General features: G+C 70.9%; 21 protein-coding genes and 1 pseudogene. 15 read left to right on the top strand and 7 right to left on the bottom strand.

Going from position 1 to position 24,154, the window contains the following annotated elements; all coding sequences use genetic code 11:
* Positions 1-25 precede the first annotated feature (25 nt).
* The gene (locus OIE74_RS07025; RefSeq protein ID WP_329379520.1) at positions 26-1,618 is read left to right on the top strand and encodes an NnrS multi-domain protein; all 1,593 of its coding nucleotides are present in this window, start codon (positions 26-28) and stop codon (positions 1,616-1,618) included.
* Positions 1,619-1,637: 19 nt separating this feature from the next.
* Here OIE74_RS07025 and OIE74_RS07020 read toward each other — a convergent pair whose 3' ends face one another.
* The 3 genes from OIE74_RS07020 to OIE74_RS07010 form a co-directional block, all read right to left on the bottom strand.
* Positions 1,638-1,928 carry a hypothetical protein gene (locus OIE74_RS07020; RefSeq protein ID WP_329379518.1) on the bottom strand — a complete coding sequence of 97 codons (291 nt, stop codon included), beginning with the start codon at positions 1,926-1,928 and terminating at the stop codon, positions 1,638-1,640.
* A gap of 62 nt (positions 1,929-1,990) precedes the next feature.
* Positions 1,991-3,613, bottom strand: a complete 1,623-nt coding sequence (gene aceB / locus OIE74_RS07015; RefSeq protein WP_329379515.1) for a malate synthase A — start codon at positions 3,611-3,613, stop codon at positions 1,991-1,993.
* 217 nt (positions 3,614-3,830) lie between these two features.
* Entirely contained in the window at positions 3,831-4,445 is a 615-nt protein-coding gene (locus OIE74_RS07010; RefSeq protein WP_329379513.1) for a nucleotidyltransferase family protein, read from the bottom strand.
* 268 nt (positions 4,446-4,713) lie between these two features.
* On the opposite strand from OIE74_RS07010, the gene OIE74_RS07005 reads away from it, so the two are divergent.
* Positions 4,714-5,025, top strand: a complete 312-nt coding sequence (locus tag OIE74_RS07005) for a DUF5955 family protein (protein ID WP_329379511.1) — start codon at positions 4,714-4,716, stop codon at positions 5,023-5,025.
* A 191-nt stretch (positions 5,026-5,216) separates the two neighbouring features.
* Here OIE74_RS07005 and OIE74_RS07000 read toward each other — a convergent pair whose 3' ends face one another.
* Positions 5,217-6,032 (bottom strand): IclR family transcriptional regulator, encoded by an 816-nt coding sequence (locus tag OIE74_RS07000; RefSeq protein ID WP_329379509.1) that lies wholly within the window; start codon positions 6,030-6,032, stop codon positions 5,217-5,219.
* Positions 6,033-6,392: 360 nt separating this feature from the next.
* On the opposite strand from OIE74_RS07000, the gene allB reads away from it, so the two are divergent.
* Both allB and alc read left to right on the top strand, forming a co-directional pair.
* On the top strand, positions 6,393-7,748 hold the full coding sequence (gene allB / locus OIE74_RS06995) for an allantoinase AllB (protein ID WP_329379507.1): 1,356 nt from the start codon (positions 6,393-6,395) through the stop codon (positions 7,746-7,748).
* Between the two features lie 17 nt (positions 7,749-7,765).
* A complete protein-coding gene (gene alc / locus OIE74_RS06990) occupies positions 7,766-8,947 on the top strand; it encodes an allantoicase (protein ID WP_329392198.1) in 1,182 nt (393 codons plus the stop codon).
* Between the two features lie 16 nt (positions 8,948-8,963).
* Here the strand turns inward: alc and OIE74_RS06985 are convergent, their stop codons facing one another.
* Complete coding sequence (locus tag OIE74_RS06985) at positions 8,964-9,719, bottom strand: SDR family oxidoreductase (protein WP_329379505.1); 756 nt, start codon at positions 9,717-9,719, stop codon at positions 8,964-8,966.
* A gap of 257 nt (positions 9,720-9,976) precedes the next feature.
* Here OIE74_RS06985 and OIE74_RS06980 point away from each other — a divergent pair, with 257 nt between their 5' ends.
* The 4 genes from OIE74_RS06980 (at position 9,977) to OIE74_RS06965 (ending at position 13,661) form a co-directional block, all read left to right on the top strand.
* A complete protein-coding gene (locus OIE74_RS06980; protein WP_329379503.1) occupies positions 9,977-11,200 on the top strand; it encodes a sensor histidine kinase in 1,224 nt (407 codons plus the stop codon).
* Positions 11,197-11,880, top strand: coding sequence for a response regulator transcription factor (locus OIE74_RS06975; protein WP_329379501.1), 684 nt, complete (start codon positions 11,197-11,199; stop codon positions 11,878-11,880). The genes OIE74_RS06980 and OIE74_RS06975 overlap by 4 nt, the downstream gene beginning before the upstream one ends.
* 71 nt (positions 11,881-11,951) lie before the next feature.
* Positions 11,952-13,163 (top strand): cytochrome P450 family protein, encoded by a 1,212-nt coding sequence (locus tag OIE74_RS06970; RefSeq protein ID WP_329379499.1) that lies wholly within the window; start codon positions 11,952-11,954, stop codon positions 13,161-13,163.
* A 75-nt stretch (positions 13,164-13,238) separates the two neighbouring features.
* Positions 13,239-13,661: a PaaI family thioesterase gene (locus OIE74_RS06965; RefSeq protein ID WP_329379497.1), complete on the top strand. Its 423-nt coding sequence runs from the start codon at positions 13,239-13,241 to the stop codon at positions 13,659-13,661.
* 78 nt (positions 13,662-13,739) lie between these two features.
* Here the strand turns inward: OIE74_RS06965 and OIE74_RS06960 are convergent, their stop codons facing one another.
* On the bottom strand, positions 13,740-14,747 hold the full coding sequence (locus OIE74_RS06960) for a Gfo/Idh/MocA family protein (protein WP_329379495.1): 1,008 nt from the start codon (positions 14,745-14,747) through the stop codon (positions 13,740-13,742).
* Positions 14,748-15,050: 303 nt separating this feature from the next.
* Between OIE74_RS06960 and OIE74_RS06955 the strand changes: the two genes are divergently transcribed.
* The 7 genes and pseudogenes from OIE74_RS06955 to OIE74_RS06925 all read left to right on the top strand — a co-directional run bounded on the left by OIE74_RS06955 (position 15,051) and on the right by OIE74_RS06925 (position 22,193).
* Positions 15,051-15,734, top strand: a complete 684-nt coding sequence (locus OIE74_RS06955; protein WP_329392197.1) for a GntR family transcriptional regulator — start codon at positions 15,051-15,053, stop codon at positions 15,732-15,734.
* Between the two features lie 129 nt (positions 15,735-15,863).
* Positions 15,864-16,874, top strand: coding sequence for a sugar ABC transporter substrate-binding protein (locus OIE74_RS06950; RefSeq protein ID WP_329379493.1), 1,011 nt, complete (start codon positions 15,864-15,866; stop codon positions 16,872-16,874).
* A gap of 97 nt (positions 16,875-16,971) precedes the next feature.
* Entirely contained in the window at positions 16,972-17,994 is a 1,023-nt protein-coding gene (locus OIE74_RS06945; RefSeq protein WP_329379491.1) for a sugar ABC transporter substrate-binding protein, read from the top strand.
* The gene (locus OIE74_RS06940; protein WP_329379489.1) at positions 17,991-19,070 is read left to right on the top strand and encodes an ABC transporter permease; all 1,080 of its coding nucleotides are present in this window, start codon (positions 17,991-17,993) and stop codon (positions 19,068-19,070) included. The genes OIE74_RS06945 and OIE74_RS06940 overlap by 4 nt, the downstream gene beginning before the upstream one ends.
* Positions 19,067-19,996: an ATP-binding cassette domain-containing protein gene (locus tag OIE74_RS06935; protein WP_329379487.1), complete on the top strand. Its 930-nt coding sequence runs from the start codon at positions 19,067-19,069 to the stop codon at positions 19,994-19,996. Before OIE74_RS06940 ends, OIE74_RS06935 begins: the two co-directional genes overlap by 4 nt.
* A 275-nt stretch (positions 19,997-20,271) precedes the next feature.
* Positions 20,272-21,405: pseudogene (locus OIE74_RS06930) on the top strand (ROK family glucokinase); the annotation flags it as partial.
* A 212-nt stretch (positions 21,406-21,617) separates the two neighbouring features.
* A complete protein-coding gene (locus OIE74_RS06925) occupies positions 21,618-22,193 on the top strand; it encodes a hypothetical protein (protein ID WP_329379482.1) in 576 nt (191 codons plus the stop codon).
* Between the two features lie 37 nt (positions 22,194-22,230).
* On the opposite strand, the gene OIE74_RS06920 is transcribed toward OIE74_RS06925, so the two are convergent.
* On the bottom strand, positions 22,231-24,138 hold the full coding sequence (locus OIE74_RS06920; RefSeq protein ID WP_329379481.1) for a prolyl oligopeptidase family serine peptidase: 1,908 nt from the start codon (positions 24,136-24,138) through the stop codon (positions 22,231-22,233).
* Positions 24,139-24,154 lie beyond the last annotated feature (16 nt).

The raw sequence follows: 24,154 nt of genomic DNA, 5'->3' as shown, positions 1-24,154 counted from the left end.
TCATCGGGGGATTCGGGTGCAGGGTGTGCGGTACGACCAACGGGTGCTGGCCCTGGTCGAGGTCAGAGGGCGGCAGCGTGACTGGGACCAGGCGGAGCGGGAGTTCGAGCAACGGGGGTGGCCCCTGGTCGACAGTTCCGTACGGGGCGAGGGGATATCCGCCGGCGTACTGCGCCCGGTGCCGGGCTCGCGGCTCTATGTCGTGGAGGTCCGGCTGTTCGGTGCGCGCAACCGCAGGACCGAGCGCGCGGCGGCCTGGCGCGTGGAGCGGCTGGCGAAGGCCGCGCGGCTGGAGATGCACGTACGCCGTTGCGAACTGGTCGAGCGGGACCGCGAGCAGCTGACCGAGTGGCTGGTCCACACGGTCGCCCATCGCCCCGCACCCGGTCCGGCGCCCCGCCCGCTCACCGTCCCCGGGCGGCTCCGCCGGCGGCTGACCCTGGCGCGCGCCCGGTACAGGGAACGCCGAGGGCGCTACGACACCGGCATGCTCGTCACCGGTACGGCTTCGGAGGCCAGACGGCTGTCCCGGATGACCCTGCCGGGCGGCGGCGCCCCCGCGGGCACCGGCTCCGACGTACGCGCGCTGCACGGCAAGGAGCGCGCCCACATCGTGCCGCGCCGCGAGGAGGACCGGCAGCGCTGGACGTACAGGCTCTTCGCCTGGCTGGCGGTGATGGCGTTCTGCGCGGTGGTCGCGAGGCAGCAGTCGGGCTTCCGCACCTGGCTGTGGGTGGTGTTCGCCGCCGTGTGCTTCGTGGTGGCCGCGCGCGTCGGCAGCCTGATGTTCCAGTCCGGCGGACGCGCGCTCGGTGTCTTCGCCACCTTTCTGGCGTCGGGCTTCCTTCTCGTGCTCGCACTCGCCCCCATCGGACCGGGCGGCGAAGGCTGGACCCCGTTGCAGATGCTGACTTTCGCGGCGGTGCTGGTCACCATCACCGGCATCTGGCTGCTGGTGCGCCAGTGGACCTGGGGCGAGTGGCTGGCCTGGGCGGCGCCGGTGACGCTCACGCTCGTCGCGTCGTTCACCGTGGCTTCAGGATCGCTGCTGCACGCGATCTACGCGACGGAACTGGGCCTGAAGCGGGGGGACTTGGACGTCCCCGGCATCTGGCAGACCGCCTCCGCGCTGAAGCTGCTGAGCTTCCTGAGCGTGGCGTTGGTCGTGCCGGCCCTCTGGGGGATGGCCAAGCACGTCCACGCCACCTATCTGCGTCCCGGCGAGCAGTTGAACGCCCCGCTGTACGTGGCCGCGCAACTCCTGGTGGCCGCTCAGGTGAGCCTGCTGGCACTGGAGTCGGCCGGCGCGGCGGTCGACGAGGTGAAGTCGGCGGCGGCGCAGCGGACGCGCCCACCGTCCTACTTCGGCGTCGAACCGGCCTGGACCTGCGTCGAACCGACCGTCCCCAAGGCCGAGTTGAACGTCCAGGACGGCGAACTCGACCCGGCCCGCCCTCTTCTGTCGTTCGGTGTCACCGGGGGAGAGGCGGCCCTGTGGAACGAGGACACCGAAGCGGCCTTCAAGGTCCCCGCCTCCCAGGTCCGCCTGCTGCCCGCCGAGCACGCGAGGGCGAGGTGTGCGTTCCCCGCCGCCGCGTGGAAGGCGGGCACCAAGTGAGATCAGGAACGCCGGTCCTTCACGCGTCGATCGACACATCGTGCTTGCGCAGATACCGCCGTATCCGCAGGTCCGAGACGTAGCCGCCCAGGAACACCAGGGGGCCGAGGGCGAGGCCGCCGACGAGGACCGCGATCTGGCCGATGCCGTTCGTGAACGTCCAGATGTTCACCCCGACACCCAGGGCGGCCAGTACGACCCCGTAGATCATCCGCCCCCGCGCGTGGTTGAGATCCGATCTGATCTCCACCCGCAGGGCCGGTGTCATCGGGCGCGGGCCGTTCGGGCCTTCGTTCGCCCACCGCTTCATGCGTCCCCCCAGTGAGTGATGGCGGGGGGCGATACCCCGTGAAGGTGTCGTGAAGACGCGGCTCAGCCCCGCAGTTGTTCGTACGCCGGCAGGGTCAGGAAGTCCTCGTACGTCTCGTCCAGCGCCACCGTCAGCAGCAGGTCGTGGGCCTGCTGCCACTTGCCCCTGGTGAACGCCTCCTCGCCGATCTCCGCGCGGATCGCGGCCAGTTCGGCCGAGGCGATCTCGCGGGCCAGCTCGGCGGTGGCCGTCTCACCGTTCTCGAAGACCACTCCCGCGTTGATCCACTGCCAGATCTGGGAGCGGGAGATCTCCGCCGTCGCCGCGTCCTCCATCAGGTTGAAGATGGCGACCGCGCCGAGGCCCCGGAGCCACGCCTCGATGTAGCGGATGCCGACCTGGACCGCGCCCACCAGACCCTGGTAGGTGGGCCTGGCGTCGAGGGAGTCGATCGCGATCAGCTCGGCCGCGGTCACCGATACGTCCTCGCGCAGGCGGTCCTTCTGGTGGGGGCGCTCGCCGAGGACCGCGTCGAAGGAGGCCATCGCGATCGGGACCAGGTCGGGGTGGGCGACCCAGGAGCCGTCGAAGCCGTCCGCCGCCTCGCGGTCCTTGTCGTCCTTGACCTTGGCGAAGGCGACCTTGTTGACCTCGGGGTCCCGCCGGGAGGGGATGAAGGCCGCCATGCCGCCGATGGCGTGGGCGCCGCGCCTGTGGCAGGTGCGGACGAGGAGTTCGGTGTACGCGCGCATGAACGGCGCCGTCATCGTGACCGCGTTGCGGTCCGGCAGCACGAACTTGGCTCCCCCGTCACGGAAGTTCTTGACGATCGAGAAGAGGTAGTCCCAGCGCCCGGCGTTCAACCCGGAGGCGTGGTCCCGGAGTTCGTACAGGATCTCGTCCATCTCGTACGCCGCCGTGATGGTCTCGATCAGTACGGTCGCGCGGACGGTGCCCTGCGGGATCCCCACGTACTCCTGGGCGAAGACGAACACGTCGTTCCACAACCGCGCTTCGAGGTACGACTCGGTCTTCGGGAGGTAGAAGTACGGGCCCTTGCCCAGCTCGATCAGACGCTGGGCGTTGTGGAAGAAGTAGAGCCCGAAGTCGACCAGCGCGCCGGGTACCGCGCGGTCCCCGAGGCGCAGGTGGCGCTCGTCCAGGTGCCAGCCGCGCGGGCGGGTGACCACCGTCGCGAGTTCGCCGTCGGCCTTCAGCGCGTACGACTTGCCGGACACCGGGTCGGTGAAGTCGACCTTCCGCGCGTAGGCGTCCATCAGATTGAGCTGGCCGGTGATGACGTTCTCCCACGTGGGAGCCGAGGCGTCCTCGAAGTCCGCGAGCCAGATCCTCGCGCCGGAGTTCAGCGCGTTGACCGTCATCTTGCGGTCGGTGGGCCCGGTGATCTCCACCCGGCGGTCGTCCAGCGCGGCCGGGGCCGGCGCGACCCGCCAGGAGTCGTCCTCCCGTACGGCCGCGGTCTCCGGCAGGAAGTCCAGTGTCGACGTACGGGCGATCTCCGCGCGCCGCTCGCCCCTGCGGATCAGGAGCTCGTCACGGCGGGGGGTGAACCTGCGGTGCAGCTCGGCCACGAAGGCGAGAGCCGCGTCGGTGAGGACCTCGTCCTGCCGGGGCAGGGTGTCGGCATCGACGACGGCCAGCGGGGACGGCGCTGGTGCGGACATGAGCTGTCACTCCTTCGAGGGGCGGCCTCCGGCGACCGCCGGATCACCGTGGGGGCACTGGGTGCCGGGGCTCCGGGCCGGGTCACGGGCGCCTTCCGGGGGGTCGGGCGCTTCTGGCCTGTGGATACTAGTTTCCTCATGGTGGAAGTTCAATGGTTTGTTGATGTCGAGATTCTCCGGGGCGAGAGACCGTGGCGCTCAGTGCCACCGTCCCCACTCAGGACTCAAGGTGCGACAGATCCTCCTCCGTGTCGATGTCGTACGCGTCCGCGACATCCCCGCACTCGACGAGAACGATGTCCCGCGCGCGGTCTCTCAGATACCCGCGTGCCCCCTGATCGCCCGTCGCACCCGCCGCGATCCCGGCCCAGTGGTCCGCGCCGAGCAGCACCGGATGCCCGCGCTCACCTCCGTAGGAGGCCGAGGCGAGAGTGCCCGGGGAGCGGTACGCGGCCCGGACCCGTGCCACGGCCGCCGGACCGATGCCCGGCTGGTCGACCAGCATCAGCAGCGCCGCGCGGTGCGTGGCGGCTTCTGTCAGCGAGGCGAGTCCGGCCCGCAGGGACGAGCCCATGCCGCCGGCCCACCGACGGTTGTCGACCAGTACGCAGTCCGGCAGCTGGGCGCGGGCCCGTACCTCGTCGGCGGCGGCGCCGAGCACCACGTACACCCGCTCGCAGCCGCCCTCCCGCAGTGACCGCACTGCGTGCTCCACCAGCGGACGCCCCCGGTACGGCAGCAGCGCCTTCGGCCGGCCGCCCAGCCGCCGGCCCCCGCCTGCCGCGAGCAGCAGCCCCGCGACCGGCGACTCTCCGTGATCGTTCTTTTTCATAGGTTCTCCTTACCTCACCAGGCCTTTCGCGCTCCGCCGCCCCCGGCCCGTCCGTCCGTGTCGGACGGCGCGTCAGAACGTTGTCGGGCGCTCACCTGGCGATACGTCACTTCAACAAGTTGAATCCTGTTCATTCGGTGGCGGAAGGCCTCCCGGGTGGCGTTTACTGTGCGGCGTCTCACGGCGCCAGGCGTGTCAACAGGGAGGCGCCGGAGGGGCGGGCATCATGCCGAAGGCACAAGCACGATGGCGTGCGAGGGGGAGAACTTTGTTGCGGAGCGTGGGGCATACGCGAGTGACAGAGCAGGGTGAGGATCCCCGGCTGACCGGGCTGCGGTTCGCCGTGGCGCGACTGAGACGGGAACTCGCCGCGTATCCGAGTGAGTTCAGAGACAGGGGAATCGCGGAGGAAGAACTTGCCGCGATGGCCGCGATGGTGGCGGGAGGCGATCCGGAGATCCGGCGGATGCGCCGCTCGCTGCTGCTGATCGTCGGTTCGATCGGCTCGGTGAGCGCTCTGGCGCCCACCCTGATGGATGTCAGGAAGGCGGTAGACCTCTTCGGAGAGTTAGGGCACTGAGAGCCACCGGTGTCATCAGCACGACCCGCATGACCAGCACGACCGCATGAAGCGCCGCCGCCCACCCGGTCTTTCAGGTATCGGGTACCGGATCAGAGGCGCCTGAGCGCCGTACGCCCCAGGGGATTGGGGCGTACGGCAGCCAGGTCCTGTCCGGTGGATCCTCGGCTTCCGGGCGGGCGGCAGAGGGCTCAGGACTGCTGGTGGGCCGCCGCCGTGCTCGCCAGGACCTCGGACAGGTCCCGCGCCACTTCCTGGAGTATCGGCACGATCCGCTCGGTGGCCGTCTCCGTGACGCGTCCGGCCGGGCCCGAGATCGAAATCGCCGCCGGAGTGGGGGAGTTGGGCACCGGAACCGCCAGACAGCGGACCCCCATCTCCTGCTCGTTGTCGTCCACCGCGTAACCGGCCGCGCGAACGGCCTCCAGCGCGTCGAGGAAGCCGTCGGGCGTCGTGATCGTCTTCTCCGTGGCCGCGGGCATACCCGTACGCGCGAGCAGCGCCCGTACCTCCTCGGCCGACGTGTGCGCGAGCAGCGCCTTGCCCACGCCCGTGGAGTGGGGGAGCACGCGCCGGCCGACCTCGGTGAACATCCGCATCGAGTGCTTGGACGGCACCTGCGCGACATACACGATCTCGTCGCCGTCGAGCAGCGCCATGTTCGCCGTCTCGCCGGTCTCCTCGACCAGCCGCGCCAGATACGGCCGCGCCCAGGTGCCGAGCAGCCGCGACGCCGACTCGCCCAGCCGGATGAGACGCGGGCCGAGCGCGTACCGGCGGTTCGCCTGCTGGCGTACGTAACCGCAGGCCACGAGCGTACGCATCAGCCGGTGAATGGTCGGCAGGGGCAGACCGCTGCTGGCCGACAGCTCGCTCAGGCCGACCTCGCCCCCCGCGTCCGCCATCCGCTCCAGCAGATCGAAGGCGCGCTCCAGGGACTGGACGCCGCCGCTCGCGGAGGCGGGCTTGGCAGCGTCGGTGGCGCTGGCGGCGCTGGACGTCGGCACAACAACGGTCCTCTCGGGGCGTCGGGACGGGCGGGGCGAGTCAGCAGTTTACCGGGCGCCCAGGCGGGCGACCGGTGTCCTGATCAGCGGGCCGATCCACGTCTTCGCCGGTCAGAGGGTGCCTGTCCGGGTGTCGTCCGTCACCTGGAGTGATCGGTCCGTACCGTAGGCGGTGGAGCGGTCTTCTGTCTTGCGAAATTCGATTTTCACTTTGCGGAAACACCTCAGTGTAGTGCAGCGGGCGCCGTAGCGGGCGGGGTGGCCTTGACGGACCGGCGGTCGGGCATGAAGACTCCTTCAACAGTTCGTTGAATTTCCTGGATTCCCCCTGGACCCGACGGAGAAGTGAGGGTGGCGCCGATGACCGGCCCGGACCGGCACGTGGACCTGGTGCTGCGCTCGACGCGTGTCGTCACCCCCGAGGGCACGCGCCCCGCGTCGGTCGCCGTCGCCGCCGGCACGATCACCGCCGTGCTCCCCCACGAGTGGCCCGACGAGCCCCCGCCGGGCGCCCGGGTGGAGGACGTCGGCGACGACGTCGTACTGCCCGGCCTCGTCGACACCCATGTGCATGTGAACGACCCCGGCCGCGCCGAGTGGGAGGGCTTCTGGACCGCCACCCGCGCGGCGGCGTCCGGCGGCATCACCACCCTGATCGACATGCCGCTCAACTCCCTGCCGCCGACCACCACGACGGCCCACCTCCGGATCAAACGCGAGGTCGCGGGCCGCAAGGCGCACATCGACGTCGGCTTCTGGGGCGGCGCGCTGCCCGACAACGTCAAGGACCTCAAGTCGCTCCACGAAGCGGGGGTGTTCGGCTTCAAGGCATTCCTGTCGCCGTCCGGCGTCGAGGAGTTCCCCGAACTGGACGCCGCACAGCTCGGCCGTTCGCTCGCCGAGATCGCCGGCTTCGGCGGGCTGCTCATCGTGCACGCCGAGGACCCGCGCGAACTGGCCGCAGCACCGCAGCGTGACGGCGCGAAGTACGCCGACTTCCTCGCCTCCCGCCCCCGCGACGCCGAGATCGCCGCGATAGAGGGGCTGATCGCGGCGGCGCGCGGGCTCGACGCCCGGGTCCATGTCCTGCACCTGTCGTCCGCCGACGCGCTGCCGCTGATCGCCGCGGCCAGGCGGGACGGCGTACGGCTGACCGTCGAGACCTGCCCGCACTTCCTCACCCTCACCGCCGAGGAAGTCCCGGACGGCGCCACCGAGTTCAAATGCTGTCCGCCCATCCGCGAGGCCGCGAACCAGGACGCCCTCTGGCAGGGGCTGGCCGACGGGACGATCGACTGCGTCGTCTCCGACCACTCGCCCTCCACCACCGACCTCAAGACCTCCGACTTCGCGACCGCGTGGGGCGGCATCTCCTCCCTCCAGCTCGGCCTGCCCGCGGTGTGGACCGAGGCCCGCCGGCGCGGTCACTCGCTCGACGACGTGGCCCGCTGGATGTCGGCGGCCCCCGCCGCGCTGGCCGGGCTGGACAGGAAGGGCGCCATCGAGGCGGGGCGTGACGCCGACTTCGCGGTGCTCGCGCCCGACGACTCGTTCACCGTGGACCCCGCCGCGCTCCAGCACCGCAACCGTGTCACCGCGTACGCGGGCAGGACGCTGTACGGCGTCGTCAGGTCGACCTGGCTGCGCGGCCGGCGGATCGTCGCCGACGGAGCCATCGCCGAGCCCTCGGGCCGACTGCTCGAAAGGACCAACTGACCGTGCCCACAAGCCCGTTGCCCCCGACCTCGACCCCGTCCCCGTCCACTGCCCAGACGCCGCCCGAGGCCACCGAGGCCACCTTCACCGGTGACGCCGCGCCGTACGGCGGCGGCGATCCGTACGCGGACTACCGCTCCGCCGACCACCCCTTCACCCACCTTGTCGACCTGGCCGACCGCAGGCTCGGCGCCGGGGTCGTCGCGGCCAACGACGAGTTCTTCGCCGAGCGTGAGAATCTGCTCAAGCCCGGCCCCGCCGAGTTCGATCCGGAGCGCTTCGGGCACAAGGGCAAGATCATGGACGGCTGGGAGACCCGCCGCAGGCGCGGCGCCTCCGCCGACCGGCCGCACCCCGCCGACGAGGACCACGACTGGGCTCTCGTACGGCTCGGTGCCCCCGGTGTCGTACGCGGAATCGTCGTCGACACGGCGCACTTCCGGGGCAACTACCCGCGGGCCGTGTCCGTCGAAGCGACGTCGCTGCCCGGCTCGCCGTCCCCGGCCGAGCTGCTGGCCGACGGCGTGAAATGGACAACTCTCGTGCCCCGTACGGCTGTTGGCGGACACGCTGCCAACGGCTTCGCCGTCCGTGCCGAGCGGCGCTTCACCCATCTGCGGGTGAACCAGCATCCCGACGGCGGCATCGCGCGACTGCGGGTGTACGGCGATGTCGCGCCCGACCCGGTGTGGCTGACCGCCCTCGGTACGTTCGACCTCGCCGCCCTGGAGAACGGCGGCCGGGTCGAGGACGCATCCGACCGCTTCTACTCACCCGCCACCAACACCATCCAGCCGGGCCGCTCACGCCAGATGGACGACGGCTGGGAGACACGCCGGCGCCGCGACCGGGGCAACGACTGGATCCGCTACGAGCTGGCCGAGCGGTCCGAGATCCGCGCCGTCGAGATCGACACGGCGTATCTGAAGGGCAACTCGGCGGGCTGGGCGGCCCTTTCCGTACGCGACGGTGAGCCCGGAGCCGGGACGCGGGACGGGGAGTGGACCGAGGTCCTGCCCCGCACCCGCCTCCAGCCCGACACCAACCACCGCTTCGTCCTCGACCGCCCCGTGACGGCCCGTCAGGTCCGGATCGACATCTTCCCGGACGGCGGCATCTCCCGACTGCGCCTCTTCGGCTCGCTCACCGAGGAGGGCGCCACCCGACTGGCCGCCCGCCACCGCGAGTTGGGCGGCTGACCGCCCGCCGACGCCGTTACGCGGCGTGCCCGCCGTCCACCGCGAACTCGGCACCCGTGACGTACGCCGCCTCGTCACTCGCCAGGAAGGCCACCATCGACGCCACCTCGTCGGCGGACCCGTACCGGCCGAGCGCGGTCATCGCGCTCTGACTCGCCGCGTAGGGGCCGTCGGCCGGGTTCATGTCCGTGTCCGTCGGGCCCGGGTGGACGATGTTCGCGGTGATGCCCCGCTCGCCCAACTCCCGTGCCACCGCCTTCGTCAGCCCGATCAGCGCGGACTTGCTCGTCGCGTAGAGCGTGCCGCCGGGGCCGGGCACCCGCTGGGTCATACAGCTGCCGACGGTGACGATCCGGCCGCCGTGTACGAGCCTCGCGGTGGCGGCCTGCGTGGTGAGGAAGACGCCCTGCACGTTCACCGCCAGCAGCCGGCCGACCTCGGTCACCGGGAAGGTGTCCATGGGGCCGAGCAGTCCGATGCCGACGTTGTTGACGAGGATGTCGAGCCGCCCGCCGAGACCGTCGACGGCCCGCTCCACCACGCCCACGGCCTGCGCGGGGTCCGCCGAATCGGCGCGCAGCGCGAGGCCGCGCCGCCCGGTCGCCTCGATCTTCCCCACGACCGCCCGCGCGGCGGCCTCGTCCGCGACATAGGTGATCGCGACGTCGAAGCCGTCCCGGGCGAGCCGCAGGGCGACCGCCGCCCCGATGCCCCGGCTGCCGCCGGTGACCAGCGCGGTTCTGCCGGCCGGCGCGGAACTCGATACAGACATGGCTGCTTCCTTCGGTCGGTCGCCCGCGACGGCGGGCGACAGGTGGGTGCTGCGGATGCCCTCGATCAAACCGGCCCGGCACCCCTTGGCACCGGCGGTAATCGGACGGCGACAGCGAGCGCGCATGCACCCGCCCGCACACCCCGGGCCTTACGACCCCCGACCAGCCAGGCCCAAAGTCGATGAACCCGCGACTTTGGTAGCCGCACACCGCTCACGAGCAGCGCGTTCCGCCCCCACCTGCATAGATTGGCCGTATGACGCGTACGGAATACCCCTGGCTGCTGCCCTCGGCCATGGCGGGGTCCCTCGACCCCGAGCGCGCCGCGAAACGGGGCGGGCGCCGGCTCCGGCGTACCGTGCGCGACTGGGTCGTGGACCTGATGGTCTTCTTCTTCGCCGTCTTCATCGGCATGGTCTCGCTGGACGCGTCCGAGAAGGCCGGCAACGGCGAGCTCGTCATCATGGCCGACCTGCTGAGCGGCCTGGCGGCCTGCGGCACACTCTGGGTGCGGCGGCGCTGGCCGGTGGCCCTGGCCGTCGGCCTCAACCTCGTGCAGATCGTGTCACCGGCGGCGAGCGGCGCCGCCCTCGTGGCGCTCTTCAGCCTGGCCGTCCACCGGCCGTTCAGGCCCGTGGCCTACGTCGCGGCCCTGTCTCTCGCGGCGATGACCGCCCAGGCGTATCTGCGGCCCGACCCGACGGTCACCCATTTCGTCGCGGTCATCCTCGGAGCGCTCCTTACGCTGCTCGCGGTCGCCTGGGGCATGCTCGTACGGTCCCGTCGGCGGCTCGTCCTGGCGCTGCGTGAGCGCGCCGTACGTGCCGAGAACGAGGCCGCGCTCCGGGCCGAGCAGGCACAGCGCCTGGCCCGCGAGGCCATCGCCCGCGAGATGCACGACGTGCTGGCGCACCGGCTGACGCTGCTCAGCGTCCACGCGGGCGCGCTGGAGTTCCGGCCCGACGCGCCGGCCCCCGAAGTGGCCAGAACCGCGGGCGTGATCCGCGACAGCGCGCACGAGGCGCTCCAGGACCTGCGCATGATCATCGGCGTGCTGCGCGCTCCCGGCGAGGACGGCGAGCGTCCGCAGCCCACCCTCGTCACGCTGGACGCCCTGGTCGCCGAGTCCCGCGAGGCCGGGATGAAGGTCACCATCGACAGCGCCGTCGACGACCCGGCGGCCGTACCCACCGCCACCGGCCGCACCGCCTACCGCATCGCCCAGGAGGGCCTGACCAACGCGCGCAAGCACGCACCCGGCACCGGCACGACCGTCCTCGTGAGCGGCGGCCCGGGAGACGGAATCACCGTGGAGGTACGCAACGAGGCGCCGAGCGGCCCCGTTCCGGAGGTACCGGGATCCGGCCAGGGGCTGATCGGACTGACCGAACGCGCGACCCTGGCCGGCGGCCGGTTCGAGCACGGTCCGACGAATGACGGGGGTTTCGCCGTCCGCGCCTGGCTACCGTGGTCCGCATGACCACCACGACCATCCGGCTGCTCATCGTCGACGACGATCCACTCGTACGCGCGGGACTGACGTTCATGCTCGGGGGTGCGGACGGCATCGAGATCGTGGGAGAGGCGTCCGACGGCGCCGAGGTCGAGGCACTCGTCCGCGAACTCACCCCCGACGTCGTCCTCATGGACATCCGGATGCCGGCCATGGACGGCCTCACCGCCACCGAACTCCTGCGGGCGCGCGCCGGAGCGCCCGAAGTCCTCGTCCTGACCACGTTCCACGCCGACGAGCAGGTGCTCAGGGCGCTGCGCGCGGGCGCCGCCGGGTTCGTCCTGAAGGACACGCCGCCGGCCGAGATCGTCGCGGCGGTACGGCAGGTGGCGGCGGGTGAGCCCGTGCTCTCCCCGGCCGTCACCCGGCAGTTGATGACCCATGTCGCGGGGGCGCCCACCCCCGTACGCAAGGACACGGCGACCGGCCGGCTGGCCCGGCTCGGGGCGCGCGAGCGGGAGGTGGCGCTCGCCGTGGGGCGCGGCAGCTCGAACGCGGAGATCGCGGCGGAGCTGTACATGAGCCTGCCGACGGTCAAGGCGCACGTGTCCCGCATCCTGGCCAAGCTGGACCTCAACAACCGTGTCCAGATCGCCCTGTTGGTGCACGACGCGGATCTGGTGACGAAGGGCGGGGAGGACACGTAGCGGTCGTCGGGCGGCCATCATGCGGTCATGGTCGGTCGGCGGCGCACGCCGGGGCGTCGTAACCTGACGCGATGACTGTCGTCGATCTGGGCGCGTACGGGCCCGACTTCACCGCCGATCCGTACCCGTACTACGCGAAACTGCGCGAGTCGGGACCGGTCCACCAGATCCGTACGCCCTACGGCGACCGGCTCTGGCTGATCGTCGGGCACCGGGAGGCGCGCGCCGCGCTCGCCGACCCACGGCTCTCCAAGTCCCCGGCCACGGTGGGCGGCAGCATGCTCGACGAGCGCGTCATCGGCCCGACCCTGCTGGTCGTCGACCCGCCGGACCACACCCGCCTGCGCAAGCTCGTCGCCCGTGAGTTCACCGCCCACCGGGTCGCCGGCTTACGGGAGCGGATCCAGCGGCTCACCGACGAACTGATCGACACCATGCTTCCCGCGGGCCACGGCGACCTGGTCGAGTCGCTGTCGTATCCGCTGCCCATCACCGTCATCTGCGAACTGCTCGGTGTGCCGGCCGCGGACCGCGATGTCTTCCGCGCCTGGTCCACGGAGATCGTGGCGCCCGCCGGCGCCGCCAGCGAGTACACGGCCGTGCATGAACTGGGCGCCTACTTCGACGAGTTGATCGAGGACAAACGCTGCGCCGGCCCCTCAGGCGATCTGCTCTCCGCCCTGCTGCGGACCCGCGCCGAGGACGGCGACCGGCTCTCCGCCGCCGAACTGCGCGCGATGGCCTTCCTGTTGCTGATCGCCGGTCACGAGACGACGGTCAACCTCATCACCAACGGCATCCGGGCCCTGCTCAGCCACCCCGGTCAACTGGCCGCTCTGCGCGAGGACTTCGGGCTGCTCGACGGCGCGATCGAGGAGATGCTGCGCTACGACGGGCCGGTCCTGAACGGCACCGCCCGCTTCACAAGCGAACCGGTGACCGTCGGTGACACGGTCATCCCCGCGTACCAGGCGGTGCTGGTCGGCCTCGGCGCCGCCGGCCGCGATCCCGCGCGCTACCAGGACCCGGACCGTTTCGACATCCGGCGTACGGCGACGGCCACGGCGACCGGCGCCAAGGGCCAGAACCACGGCCATCTCGCCTTCGGGCACGGCATCCACCACTGCCTCGGCGCGCCGCTCGCGCGCCTGGAGGCCAGGATCGCGGTCCGCACCCTTCTCGAACGCTGCCCCGGCCTGACCCTCGACCCGGACACGGGGCCGCTGGACTGGCTGCCCGGAATGCTGATCCGCGGGGTGCGGAGTCTGCCGGTGCGGTGGTAGGGATAGGGCCTGTCGTGCGGATCAGGCCCTGAAGGCGCGGGGTGCCGCGCGGGTACGTTCCGGAGGAGTCTGACCATGCGGGAGTTCGACATTGTCCTGGCGCGGAAGGTGCTGGAGGCCCAGCCGTTCAGCAGCCTGCTCGGCACCAGGATCATGGTCTTCGGAGACGGCGAGGCGGAGCTGGAGCTGGACATCCGCAAGGACCTCCAGCAGCAGAACGGCTATCTGCACGGCGGAGTCCTGGCGTACGCCGCCGACAACGGCATCACGTTCGCGGCGGGTACGGTGCTCGGCCCCGCCGTGCTGACGGCCGGCTTCTCCATCCAGTACATGCGCCCCGGCACCGGGACCAAGCTGGTCGCCCGCGCCTCGGTCGTGCACGCGGGACGCAGACAGGCCACGGTGCGCTGCGACCTGTTCACGGTGGCCGAGGACGGCACGGAGACGCTGTGCGCGGTGGCGCAGGGCACGATCCTGCCGGTGCGGAAGCCCGCCTGAGCCGAAGATCCGCCGGACAGGACCCCAGGCCCTGTCCGGCGGATCTTCGCGGGCCCGGCAAGATCCGACAGACACGCCCTAACGCCCGCCCGGGATCTCCTCCAGCCGCACCGGCCGGTGTTCGAGCCGCGACAGCTCGCACGCCTCCGCGATCCGCAGCGCGTGCAGCGCCTCGTGCCCGTCGCACGGGTTCGCCAGCTCGCCGCCCACGACCCGGACGAAGGCGTCGAGCTCCGCCTCGTACGCCGGCGCGAACCGCTCCAGGAAGCCCGGCCACGGGTTGTCGCAGCGCGGCGGACCCTTCGGCTCGGTCGAGGTGATCGGCGTACGGTCGTCGAGGCCGACCGCGAACTGGTCCTGTTCACCGGCCAGTTCCATCCGTACGTCGTACCCCGCGCCGTTGCAGCGGGTGGCCGTGGCGGTGGCGAGCGTCCCGTCGTCCAGCGTGAGGACGGCGGCGGCCGTGTCGATGTCCCCGGCCTCGCGGAACATCGGGGGACCGGCGTCCGAACCGGTCGCGTACACCTCCACCACCTCGCGCCCGGTGACCCAGCGCATGATGTCGAAGTCGTGGACCAGACAGTCCCGGTAGAGCCCGCCGGACAGCGGCAGATACTCCGGGGCCGGCGGCGCGGGGTCGGAGGTGATGGCCCGGACGGTGTGCAGCCGGCCCAGCGCCCCGGACCGTACGAGATCGCGGGCCGCGCCGTAACCGGCGTCGAAGCGGCGCATGAAGCCCAGTTGCAGGACGGTGCCCGCGGCGTCGACATCGGTCAGGGCGCCCAGCGTGCCCTTGAGGTCCAGTGCGATCGGCTTCTCGCAGAAGGCGGGCAGTCCGGCCCGCGCGGCGCGGCTGATCAGGTCGGCGTGGGCGGAGGTGGCGGAGGCGATGACGACGGCGTCCACGCCCCAGGAGAAGACCTCGTCCACCGAGGGGGCGGCCGTGGAGCCCGTACGGTCGGCGACGTGTGCGGCTCGGGCCGCGTCCGTGTCGGCGACGACCAGGGAGCCGACCTCGCGATGGCGGCTCAGCACCTCCGCGTGGAAGGTGCCGATACGGCCGGTGCCGATAAGTCCGATGCGCATGGCCCCCAAGGTGGCCTTCGGCCTGTCGCCATGTCAAGCGTTTGTCCTGACATCCAGACCTGAAGTTGATCTCTGTTCGAACGGCGGAGGTCACTGTCCGTCCCCGCGCTTTGTTCCGCTCTTGTCCTGACAACCGAACTTCAGGACTTTCCGTCAACATCGCACGGGGCTACGCTCGCGGACGTGTCCAAGCAGCCGGAGCGGGAGCAGCCGAGCGGAGCGGCCCACCAGGCCGCCGCGCCGCAGGCCGCCGCGCTCCGGCTCGGTGTCGACCGCACCAGCCCGGTCCCGCTCTACTTCCAGCTGTCGCAGCAGCTCGAAGCCGCCATCGAGCAGGGCGGGCTCGCGCCGGGCAGCCTCCTCGGCAACGAGATCGAGCTGGCGGGCCGGCTCGGGCTCTCCCGGCCGACCGTCCGCCAGGCCATCCAATCGCTCGTCGACAAGGGTCTGCTGGTACGCCGCCGGGGCGTCGGCACCCAGGTCCTGCACAGCCAGGTCAGACGACCTCTGGAGCTGAGCAGCCTCTACGACGACCTGGAGGCGGCCGGCCAGCGCCCCGCCACCCGCGTGCTGCGCAACACGGTCGAACCGGCCACCGCCGAGGTCGCCGCCGCGCTCGGGATCGCCGAGGGGACGGACGTACGGCTCATCGAACGGCTCCGGTACGCCCACGACGAACCGATGGCCCGGCTGCGTAACCATCTCCCCGTCGAACTCCTCGACTGCGACACCGCACAGCTCGAATCCACCGGCCTGTACCGGATGATGCGGGCCGTCGGCATCACGCTGCACAGCGCGCGCCAGTCGGTCGGCGCGCGCGCCGCCGACGCCGGGGAGGCGGGGCTGCTGGACGAGACGACGGGCGCGCCGCTGCTGGCGATGGAGCGCACCACGTTCGACGACACGGGCCGCTCGGTGGAGTTCGGCTCGCACATCTACCGGGCCTCGCGCTACGTCTTCGAGTTCCAGCTCCTCGTCCGCTCCTGAGTCCTCCTGAGCCCGCCCTTGAGACTTTGTCGTAAGAATGTTCGGACAAAGTATTGACGGGGCCGCGCGACCGCCGCTAGAACTCCCCCCAGCCGCAACGGGGCGGCCGGAAGAGAAGGCGGACCCACCATGCGTACCAACCGAAAGGCGGCGGCCCGCACGGCGGCGGCGCTGCTCACCGCATGCGCACTCGCCCTCGTCGCCGGATGCAGCGGCTCCGGCGGCAAGGACTCCGAGGACAAGGCCGACGACAGCGGCGGCGGTACGGCTGCCAAGACCCCGCGTATGAAGATCGCCATGGTCACGCACTCCGGCGAGGGCGACACCTTCTGGGACATCGTCCAGAGCGGCGCCAAGGTCGCCGCGGCCAAGGACAACGTCCAGTTCCTCTACGCGGCCAACAAGGAGGGCAAGGAGCAGGCCCAGCTGATCCAGAGCTACATCGACCAGGACGTCGACGGGCTCGTGGTCAGCCTCGCCAAGCCCGAGGCGGTCAAGGCGGTCCTCGCCAAGGCGACGGCCGCCGGGATCCCCGTCGTCACGATCAACTCCGGCGCCGAGTTCTCCGAGCCCTTCGGGGCGCTCAGCCATATCGGCCAGGACGAGGCCGTCGCGGGTGAGGCCGTCGGCGAGGAGCTGAACAAGCGCGGTAAGAAAAAGGCGCTCTGCGTCATCCACGAGCAGGGCAACGTCTCGCTCGAAGGCCGCTGCGCCGGTGTCAAGAAGACCTTCGAGGGCACCGTCGAGAATCTGAGCGTCGAGGGCACCAACATGCCCGCGTCCACGTCGTCCATCGAGGCCAAGCTCCAGAGCGACAAGAGTATCGACACGGTCGTGACGCTGGGGGCGCCGTTCGCCGCCGCTTCCGTGAAGGCCAAGGAGGGCGCGGGATCCGGCGCCGAGATCAACACCTTCGACCTCAACGCGGACGTGGTCAAGCAGCTCAAGGCCAAGGAGATCGGCTTCGCCGTGGACCAGCAGCCCTATCTCCAGGGCTATCTCGCGGTCGACGAGCTGTGGCTCAACAAGAACAACGGCAACGTCATCGGCGGTGGAAAGCCCGTACTCACCGGACCCGCACTCGTGACCGAGAAGGACGTCCCCGCGCTGGAGAAGTACACCGCCCGCGGCACCCGATGACCATGCCCCGTTCACCCATGCCTGATACTTGGGCCGCCGGGCCGGGACGTACCACGCCCGGCGGTACCGGGAAGCACAGCGGGAAGGGCACGGCGTCGTGGCAGGAGTGGGGACAGGGATACGCGCGGTCGGCGCGGTGCTGGCGGTGGTTCTCGGGGCGGCGTCCCTGGCGGGATGCAGCAGCACGGGCGGCAAACGCGCCGAGGAGCGGGCCGCCGCGGCCGAGGCACAGGCACGGGGGCGGGCCGCTGTGAGCACCCCGAAGTGGACCGTCGCCATGGTCACCCACTCGGGAGACGGCGACACCTTCTGGGACATCGTCCAGAAGGGCGCCGAGCAGGCCGCGGCCAAGGACAACATCAACTTCCTGTACGCGCACAGCGACGAGGGCCAGCAGCAGGCGCAGCTCGTCCAGTCGTACATAGACAAGGGCGTCGACGGGCTGATCGTGACGCTCGCCAAGCCCGACGCGATGAAGGCCGTCGTCGCCAAGGCCACGAAGGCCGGCATCCCGGTGATCACCGTCAACTCGGGCTCCGAGCAGTCGGAGCAGTTCGGCGCGCTCGCCCATATCGGCCAGGACGAGTCCATCGCCGGCGAGGCAGTCGGCGACGAACTGGACAAGCGCGGCAAGAAGAAGGCCCTGTGCGTCCTGCACGAGCAGGGCAACGTCGGCCATGAACAGCGCTGCGCCGGGGCCAAGAAGACTTTCGACGGCACGATGCGGAACCTGTACGTCGAGGGCACCAACATGCCCGACGTCCAGGCGTCCATCGAGGCCAAGCTCCAGAGCGACAAGAGCATCGACGCCGTCGTGACGTTGGGCGCGCCGTTCGCCGACACCGCCGTCAAGGCGAAAGAGACGGCCGGCAGCAAGGCCGAGATCGACACGTTCGACCTCAACGCGGCCGTCGCGGGTTCGCTCAAGGCGGGCCGTCTCGGCTTCGCCGTCGACCAGCAGCCGTATCTCCAGGGGTACGAGGCCGTCGATCTGCTCTGGCTCTACCGGTACAACGCCGACGTACTCGGGGGCGGGCGCCCGGTCCTCACCGGACCGCAGATCATCAACCAGCAGGACGCCGCCGAGCTGGAGAAATACGCGGAGCGAGGGACCCGATGACCACAACCGCACCACCTGTGAAGGACCGGCCGGGCGACGGCGGCAGCGGCGGCCGGGCCAAGGACGAGCGGCTGCTCGGTGACTCGCCGCTGCGCAAGCTGCTCGGCAGGCCCGAACTGGGCGCGGTCGTGGGCGCCGTGGCGGTGTTCCTCTTCTTCTCGGTCGTCGCCGACTCGTTCCTGAAGACGTCCAGCTTCGGCACCGTCCTGTACGCGGCGTCGACGATCGGGATCATGGCTGTGCCGGTGGCACTGCTGATGATCGGCGGCGAGTTCGACCTGTCGGCCGGTGTGCTGGTGACCAGTTCGGCTCTGATCTCCTCGATGTTCAGCTACCAGATGACGGCCAACATCTGGGTCGGCGTCCTCGTGTCCCTGCTGGTCACCCTCGCCATCGGGGTGTTCAACGGCTTCATGCTGACGCGGACGAAACTGCCGAGCTTCATCATCACCCTCGGCACATTCCTGATGCTCACGGGGCTCAACCTCGGTCTGACCAAGCTGATCAGCGACACCGTCTCGACCAAGAGCGTCGGCGACATGGAGGGCTTCGAGTCGGCGCGCAAGGTCTTCGCCTCCGAACTGACTCTCGGCGGCGTCGGGTTGAAGGTCACCATCCTCTGGTGGGCGGGCCTGGTCGCCCTCGCGACCTGGATCCTGCTCCGTACCCGCTTCGGCAACTGGATCTTCGCCGTCGGCGGCAACGCCGAGGCCGCCCGCGCCGTCGGTGTCCCGGTCCGGCTGACGAAGATCGGCCTCTACATGGGCGTCGGCTTCTGCGCCTGGGTCTCCGGCCAGCATCTGCTCTTCTCGTTCGACGTCGTACAGTCCGGTGAAGGCGTCGGCAACGAGCTGATCTACATCATCGCCGCGGTCATCGGCGGCTGTCTGATCACCGGCGGCTACGGCTCCGCGATCGGCTCCGCGGTCGGTGCCTTCATCTTCGGCATGACCAGCAAGGGCATCGTGTACGCGGAGTGGAACCCGGACTGGTTCAAGTTCTTCCTCGGAGCGATGCTCCTTCTGGCCACCCTGCTCAACGCATGGGTCCGCAAGCGAGCGGAGGCAGTCCAATGACCGGCACGCCCACGACCCCGGCCGGCGCGACCGGCACGACCGACGGTGGAACGGCGACCACGACACCCCTGGTCGAGCTGGCCGACGTCAGTAAGTACTACGGCAACATCCGGGCCCTCGAAGGCGTCTCGCTGGAGGTGCGTGCCGGCGAGATCACCTGCGTCCTCGGCGACAACGGCGCGGGCAAGTCCACCCTCATCAAGATCATCGCGGGACTGCACCAGCACGACGCGGGCGAATTCCTCATCGAGGGCAGGAGGACGACGCTCGGCTCGCCGCGCGAGGCCCTCGACCTGGGCATCGCCACCGTCTACCAGGACCTCGCTGTCGTACCGCTCATGCCCGTCTGGCGGAACTTCTTCCTCGGCTCCGAGCCGACGAAGGGCGCGGGCCCCTTCAAGCGCCTCGATGTCGAACGGATGCGCCGCACCACCCGCGAGGAACTGCTGCGGATGGGCATCGACCTGCGCGACGTCGACCAGCCCATCGGGACCCTGTCCGGCGGTGAGCGGCAGTGCGTTGCCATCGCGCGTGCCGTCCACTTCGGCGCGAAGGTCCTCGTCCTGGACGAGCCGACCGCCGCGCTCGGCGTCAAGCAGTCCGGAGTCGTACTGAAGTACGTCGCCGCCGCGCGCGACGCGGGTCTGGGCGTGGTGCTGATCACCCACAACCCGCACCACGCGTATCTCGTCGGCAACCGGTTCGTCCTGCTCAAGCGCGGTGTCATGGCCGGCAGCCACACGAAGCGGTCGATCACCCTGGACGAGCTGACGCGCCAGATGGCGGGCGGCTCTGAGCTCGAAGAGCTGAGCCACGAACTGGCGAAGGCCCCCGCACCGGCCCACCTCGGTGGCCGTCCGGTGGACGACGGGGGTCAACTGGTGAAAGACGACAAAAACGGGAAGCCCCCGGCCGGCGGAGTCTAGATCCTGTCCGGTGGACAGGCCCCGGCCCTGACCGACCTCCCCACCTTCCGGATGGCAGAATCGGCGGCGGTGGCCAACCCCCCACCGCCGCCGCCCCGGTCACCGGGCGCGACGAGCCCCCGATCCGCAGGGACGACACGACACGTGCGAGTACCCAGGCCGCGTTCCGGTAGCAGTGCCGCCCACCCCGCAGGCGGCCCCAGCCCGGGAAGTCCCCGCCCTGCTCCGGCCGCCCGGACCGCGCTCGCCCCACAGCACATGAGGGGGCGGCTGCGATGAGTACCTACCGCGACTTCACGCACCGCGGCACCGCGCGCGCCACCGTCCTGCGGACCGTCGGCACCCGCGAACGCCGCTCGCACGCGTCCGCGCCGCGCGTGCCCACCGTCGGCATCGACATCGGCGGTACGAAGGTGATGGCCGGCGTCGTCGACCCGGACGGCAACATCCTGGAGAAGATCCGCACCGAGACGCCGGACAAGTCCAAGAGCCCGAAGGTCGTCGAGGACACCATCGTCGAGCTGGTGCTGGACCTCTCCGACCGCCACGACGTGCACGCCGTCGGCATCGGCGCCGCCGGCTGGGTGGACGCCGACCGGGCGAAGGTGCTCTTCGCCCCGCACCTCGCCTGGCGCGACGAACCCCTCAGGGACTCGATCTCCTCCCGGCTCGCCGTCCCCGTGATGGTCGACAACGACGCGAACACCGCCGCCTGGGCGGAGTGGCGCTTCGGCGCCGGACGCGGCGAGGACCACCTCGTGATGATCACGCTCGGGACCGGTATCGGCGGCGCCATACTGGAGGACGGCCGGGTCAAGCGCGGCAAGTACGGGGTGGCCGGCGAGTTCGGCCATATGCAGGTCGTGCCCGCGGGGCACCGCTGCCCCTGCGGCAACCGGGGCTGCTGGGAGCAGTACAGCTCGGGCAACGCGCTCGTCAGGGAGGCCAGGGAACTGGCCGCCGCCGACTCCCCGGTGGCGTACAACCTCATCGAACGCGTCAAGGGCCACATCCCCGACATCACCGGACCCCTGATCACCGAGCTGGCCCGCGAGGGCGACGCCATGTGCGTCGAACTGCTCCAGGAGATCGGCCAGTGGCTCGGCGTCGGCATCGCCAATCTGGCGGCGGCCCTCGACCCGTCCTGCTTCGTCATCGGCGGCGGCGTCAGCGCGGCCGACGATCTGCTGATCGGCCCCGCGAGGGAGGCATTCCGCCGCCAGCTCACCGGGCGCGGCTACCGGCCGGAGGCCCGTATCGCCAAGGCGCAGCTGGGCCCCGAGGCCGGCATGGTCGGCGCGGCCGACCTCTCCCGGCTCGTGGCGCGCCGCTTCCGCCGGGCGAACCGGCGAAGACTGGAACGGTACGAGAAGTACGAGCTGTACGCGGAGGCCATCCGCACCGGCCGGATGCCGCAGGAACTGCGCGAGGAACACGAGCTGCGCGAGGCGCGCGAGGCGGAGGAATCAGCCGCGGCGGCGCGAGCGGAAGCAGAAGCGGAGACGGAGCCCAAGCCGGCGTCGGACGAGCACACCTCCGAGACGCCGCGCGCACCGGGAGACCCGCGGGAACCCCGTACCAGCCCCAGCCGCGCCCCGCGCACGAGCCAGGAACCTCCCTCATGACCGTGCCCCACCAGTCGAAGTCTCCGGACGAGGCCCAGAAGCCGCCGGAGAACCACCGCCACATGGTCCGCCGCCGGTGGCTGACGGCGATAGTGATCGTGCTGCTCATCGGCGTCCCCGCCGGCTATCTCGTGGTCTCGGCGGGCCAGAGCCGGCGCAGCGGTCTCGACAAGGAGCTGGAGTCCTCGGCCACCGGTCTCACGGACGCCGTGCCGTCCCGGATGAAGCAGCGGGTCTTCGAGGTGCCGATCCCCGCGCGCGCCACCAACGTGCGCTACTACGAGACGAGCAACTGGAAGTCCAGCCGGCTGTATGTGCAGTTCAACGTGACGTCGGGCCGGCTCGACACCTTCCTCACCGAACTGGGCACGCACCGCTCCGCGCTCAAGGAGGGCCACGTCAGCATCGCGCCCCGCGACTCGCGCACCGTCGGCTGGAACTTCATCCCCACCCGCGTCTGGTCGGGCACCACCCACAAACAGAAGGACCCACGCCCCACCCAGGACATCACGGTGGACCTGAGCGACCCGGCCATGCCCCGCGTGTACGTCGTCTCCACGACCACCCCGTGACGACCACCCCTGGCCCTGGGATGCGGCGGTGACCCTTTCACTGACCTGACGCGGGATGTCCGACCGAGCCCTCGGGAGGAGGCGTCACCCGCCCCTCGGCCCAGCGTTCGCCCCTCAGTGCCTTGCCCGCGAGATCCATCATCCGCTGCTGGTCGGCCAGTTCGGCGCTTCTGCTGCTCGTTTCGTGGCCGCCGCTGAACCACTCCACGGTGACGTCGCCGCCCGCCTTCTCCAGTGCCCGCGCGTATCCGTGGACCTGGCGGGGCGGTGTCCGGGTGTCGTGGGTGCCCGTCTTGATCCATACCGGTGCGCGCACCTGGTCGACGTAACTGATGGGGGATGCCCGCCGGAAGGTGTCCGGGTCGTCGTCCGGACCGGTGTGGAAGAAGGAGCGCATGGCGCTTCGCAGCGCGGGGTTCATGTCCGCGTAGGCGCCCACCCAGTCCGCCATCGGGACGAAGGCCAGCGCTCCGGCGAAGAGGTGCGGCAGGCGTCCGAGGGCGAGGAGCGACAGGTAGCCGCCGTAGGAGGCTCCCGAGATGAAGAGGGCGTCCGGGTCCGCGATGCCTTCGCTCACCAGCCACTCGGCGGACGCGGCGACATCCTCCAGTTCCCGTTCGCCCACCGTGTGCCAGAACCCTTCGCGGAAGCGGCGGCCGAAGGTCTGCGAGCCCCGGTAGTTGACCGCGGCGAACGCGAAGCCGTTGGCCAGCCAGGCCTGGGCTTCGGGTGTGTACCGGTCGACCGTGACCAGTTGCGGGCCGCCGTGCACGCTGAGCAGGGTCGGCCTCGGGCCGTCGGCTCCCGGGGGACGTCCCGCCCACAGCTGTACGGGTGTCCCGTCCAGGGAACGCACGGTGTGGGAGGTCAGGGGGACGCCCGCCGGGCGCAGAGGTGGTGTCCACAGAGGGGTGAGGGCGCCCGACGCCCGGTCCACACTCAGGAGGGCGAGCGGGCTGTCGAAACGCTGATGGAGGAGCCGGATCTGTCCGTCCGCGCCGTAGTGGGAGGCCCAGTAGTTGGCATGGGCGTCGGCGACGTCGGCCTCGAAGAACGCGCCCGGCGGGTGCGCGACGGCCTGAAGCGCGCCACTGTCCGGGTGCCACTCCAGCACCCTGTGCACGCCCTGGTCGACATGGACCAGCAGGACGTACGCGGCGTCGTCCGACCAGTCGAGCGGGACGACATCGCCCCGCAGGTGGGGCGCGTCCAGGTCGGCGCGTGACCCGTCGGCGTGATTCCACACGCAGGGCCGGATGAACCCGGTCCGTTCGGTGGAGACAAGCAGCCGGCCGTCCCCGGCCACGGGCGAGAACCGGATGCCGCGTACGGGTTCCTCCGGCCCGTCCGACAGTGTCCTGAGCGGTTCTCCCGGTGCGTCGGCCGAGGTGCTGACGACCGTCACGGCGAAGCGCCGGAGGCCGGGATTGTGGTCCGTGGTGTCCACGCTCGCCCACCGGCCGTCGGCCGATACGAGTGCGTTCCACGCCTCCGCCGGTGAGGTGAACAGCCGCCGGGGCGGCCGGTCCCCGCCGGTGTGGACGAGCCACAGCGAGAATCCGTCCGCGGCGACCGCGGACAGGACGGCGTGGTCCCCGGTGCGCGCGACATCGATCCCGCGCAGGGTGTACGGAGGTGTCCCGGGCGTCAGGTCGACCGCCGGGCCCCCGTCGACCGGCAGGGACCACACATGGCCCATCTCCGACCCGTTGTCGTCCAGCAGATTGAGGATGTGGGTGCCGTCGGCCGACAGCACCGCGTTGCGCGGATCGCCGTACGCGGCCTCGACGGGACGGCTGACGTCGTCGCCGGCGTCCCACACGGTCAGGACGGGTCCGTCGGGCGCGTCGTGCGTCATCAGTTCGAGGTCGCGCCTCGTGCCGCGTCCCCGGCGGGAGGAGACACACTGCCGCGCTTCGAAGAACCGGTGCCAGTCGTGGGCCATTGCCCGACTCCTTACA

Origin of the sequence: Streptomyces sp. NBC_01716, assembly GCF_036248275.1 — a bacterium.
GTDB lineage: Bacteria > Actinomycetota > Actinomycetes > Streptomycetales > Streptomycetaceae > Streptomyces.
Note: the sequence above shows the minus strand (reverse complement) of the source record. Positions and strands in the feature narration are given on the sequence as shown.

Coding starts and splice junctions, on each gene's coding strand:
- OIE74_RS06950 (WP_329379493.1), top strand. CDS start 15,864: ATGCGTACCAACCGAAAGGCGGCGGCCCGCACGGCGGCGGCGCTGCTC.
- allB (WP_329379507.1), top strand. CDS start 6,393: ATGACCGGCCCGGACCGGCACGTGGACCTGGTGCTGCGCTCGACGCGT.
- OIE74_RS06980 (WP_329379503.1), top strand. CDS start 9,977: ATGACGCGTACGGAATACCCCTGGCTGCTGCCCTCGGCCATGGCGGGG.
- OIE74_RS06920 (WP_329379481.1), bottom strand. CDS start 24,138: ATGGCCCACGACTGGCACCGGTTCTTCGAAGCGCGGCAGTGTGTCTCC.
- OIE74_RS06975 (WP_329379501.1), top strand. CDS start 11,197: ATGACCACCACGACCATCCGGCTGCTCATCGTCGACGACGATCCACTC.
- OIE74_RS07010 (WP_329379513.1), bottom strand. CDS start 4,445: ATGAAAAAGAACGATCACGGAGAGTCGCCGGTCGCGGGGCTGCTGCTC.
- OIE74_RS06985 (WP_329379505.1), bottom strand. CDS start 9,719: ATGTCTGTATCGAGTTCCGCGCCGGCCGGCAGAACCGCGCTGGTCACC.
- OIE74_RS06970 (WP_329379499.1), top strand. CDS start 11,952: ATGACTGTCGTCGATCTGGGCGCGTACGGGCCCGACTTCACCGCCGAT.
- OIE74_RS06940 (WP_329379489.1), top strand. CDS start 17,991: ATGACCACAACCGCACCACCTGTGAAGGACCGGCCGGGCGACGGCGGC.
- OIE74_RS07020 (WP_329379518.1), bottom strand. CDS start 1,928: ATGAAGCGGTGGGCGAACGAAGGCCCGAACGGCCCGCGCCCGATGACA.
- OIE74_RS06960 (WP_329379495.1), bottom strand. CDS start 14,747: ATGCGCATCGGACTTATCGGCACCGGCCGTATCGGCACCTTCCACGCG.
- OIE74_RS06965 (WP_329379497.1), top strand. CDS start 13,239: ATGCGGGAGTTCGACATTGTCCTGGCGCGGAAGGTGCTGGAGGCCCAG.
- OIE74_RS06925 (WP_329379482.1), top strand. CDS start 21,618: ATGACCGTGCCCCACCAGTCGAAGTCTCCGGACGAGGCCCAGAAGCCG.
- OIE74_RS06935 (WP_329379487.1), top strand. CDS start 19,067: ATGACCGGCACGCCCACGACCCCGGCCGGCGCGACCGGCACGACCGAC.
- aceB (WP_329379515.1), bottom strand. CDS start 3,613: ATGTCCGCACCAGCGCCGTCCCCGCTGGCCGTCGTCGATGCCGACACC.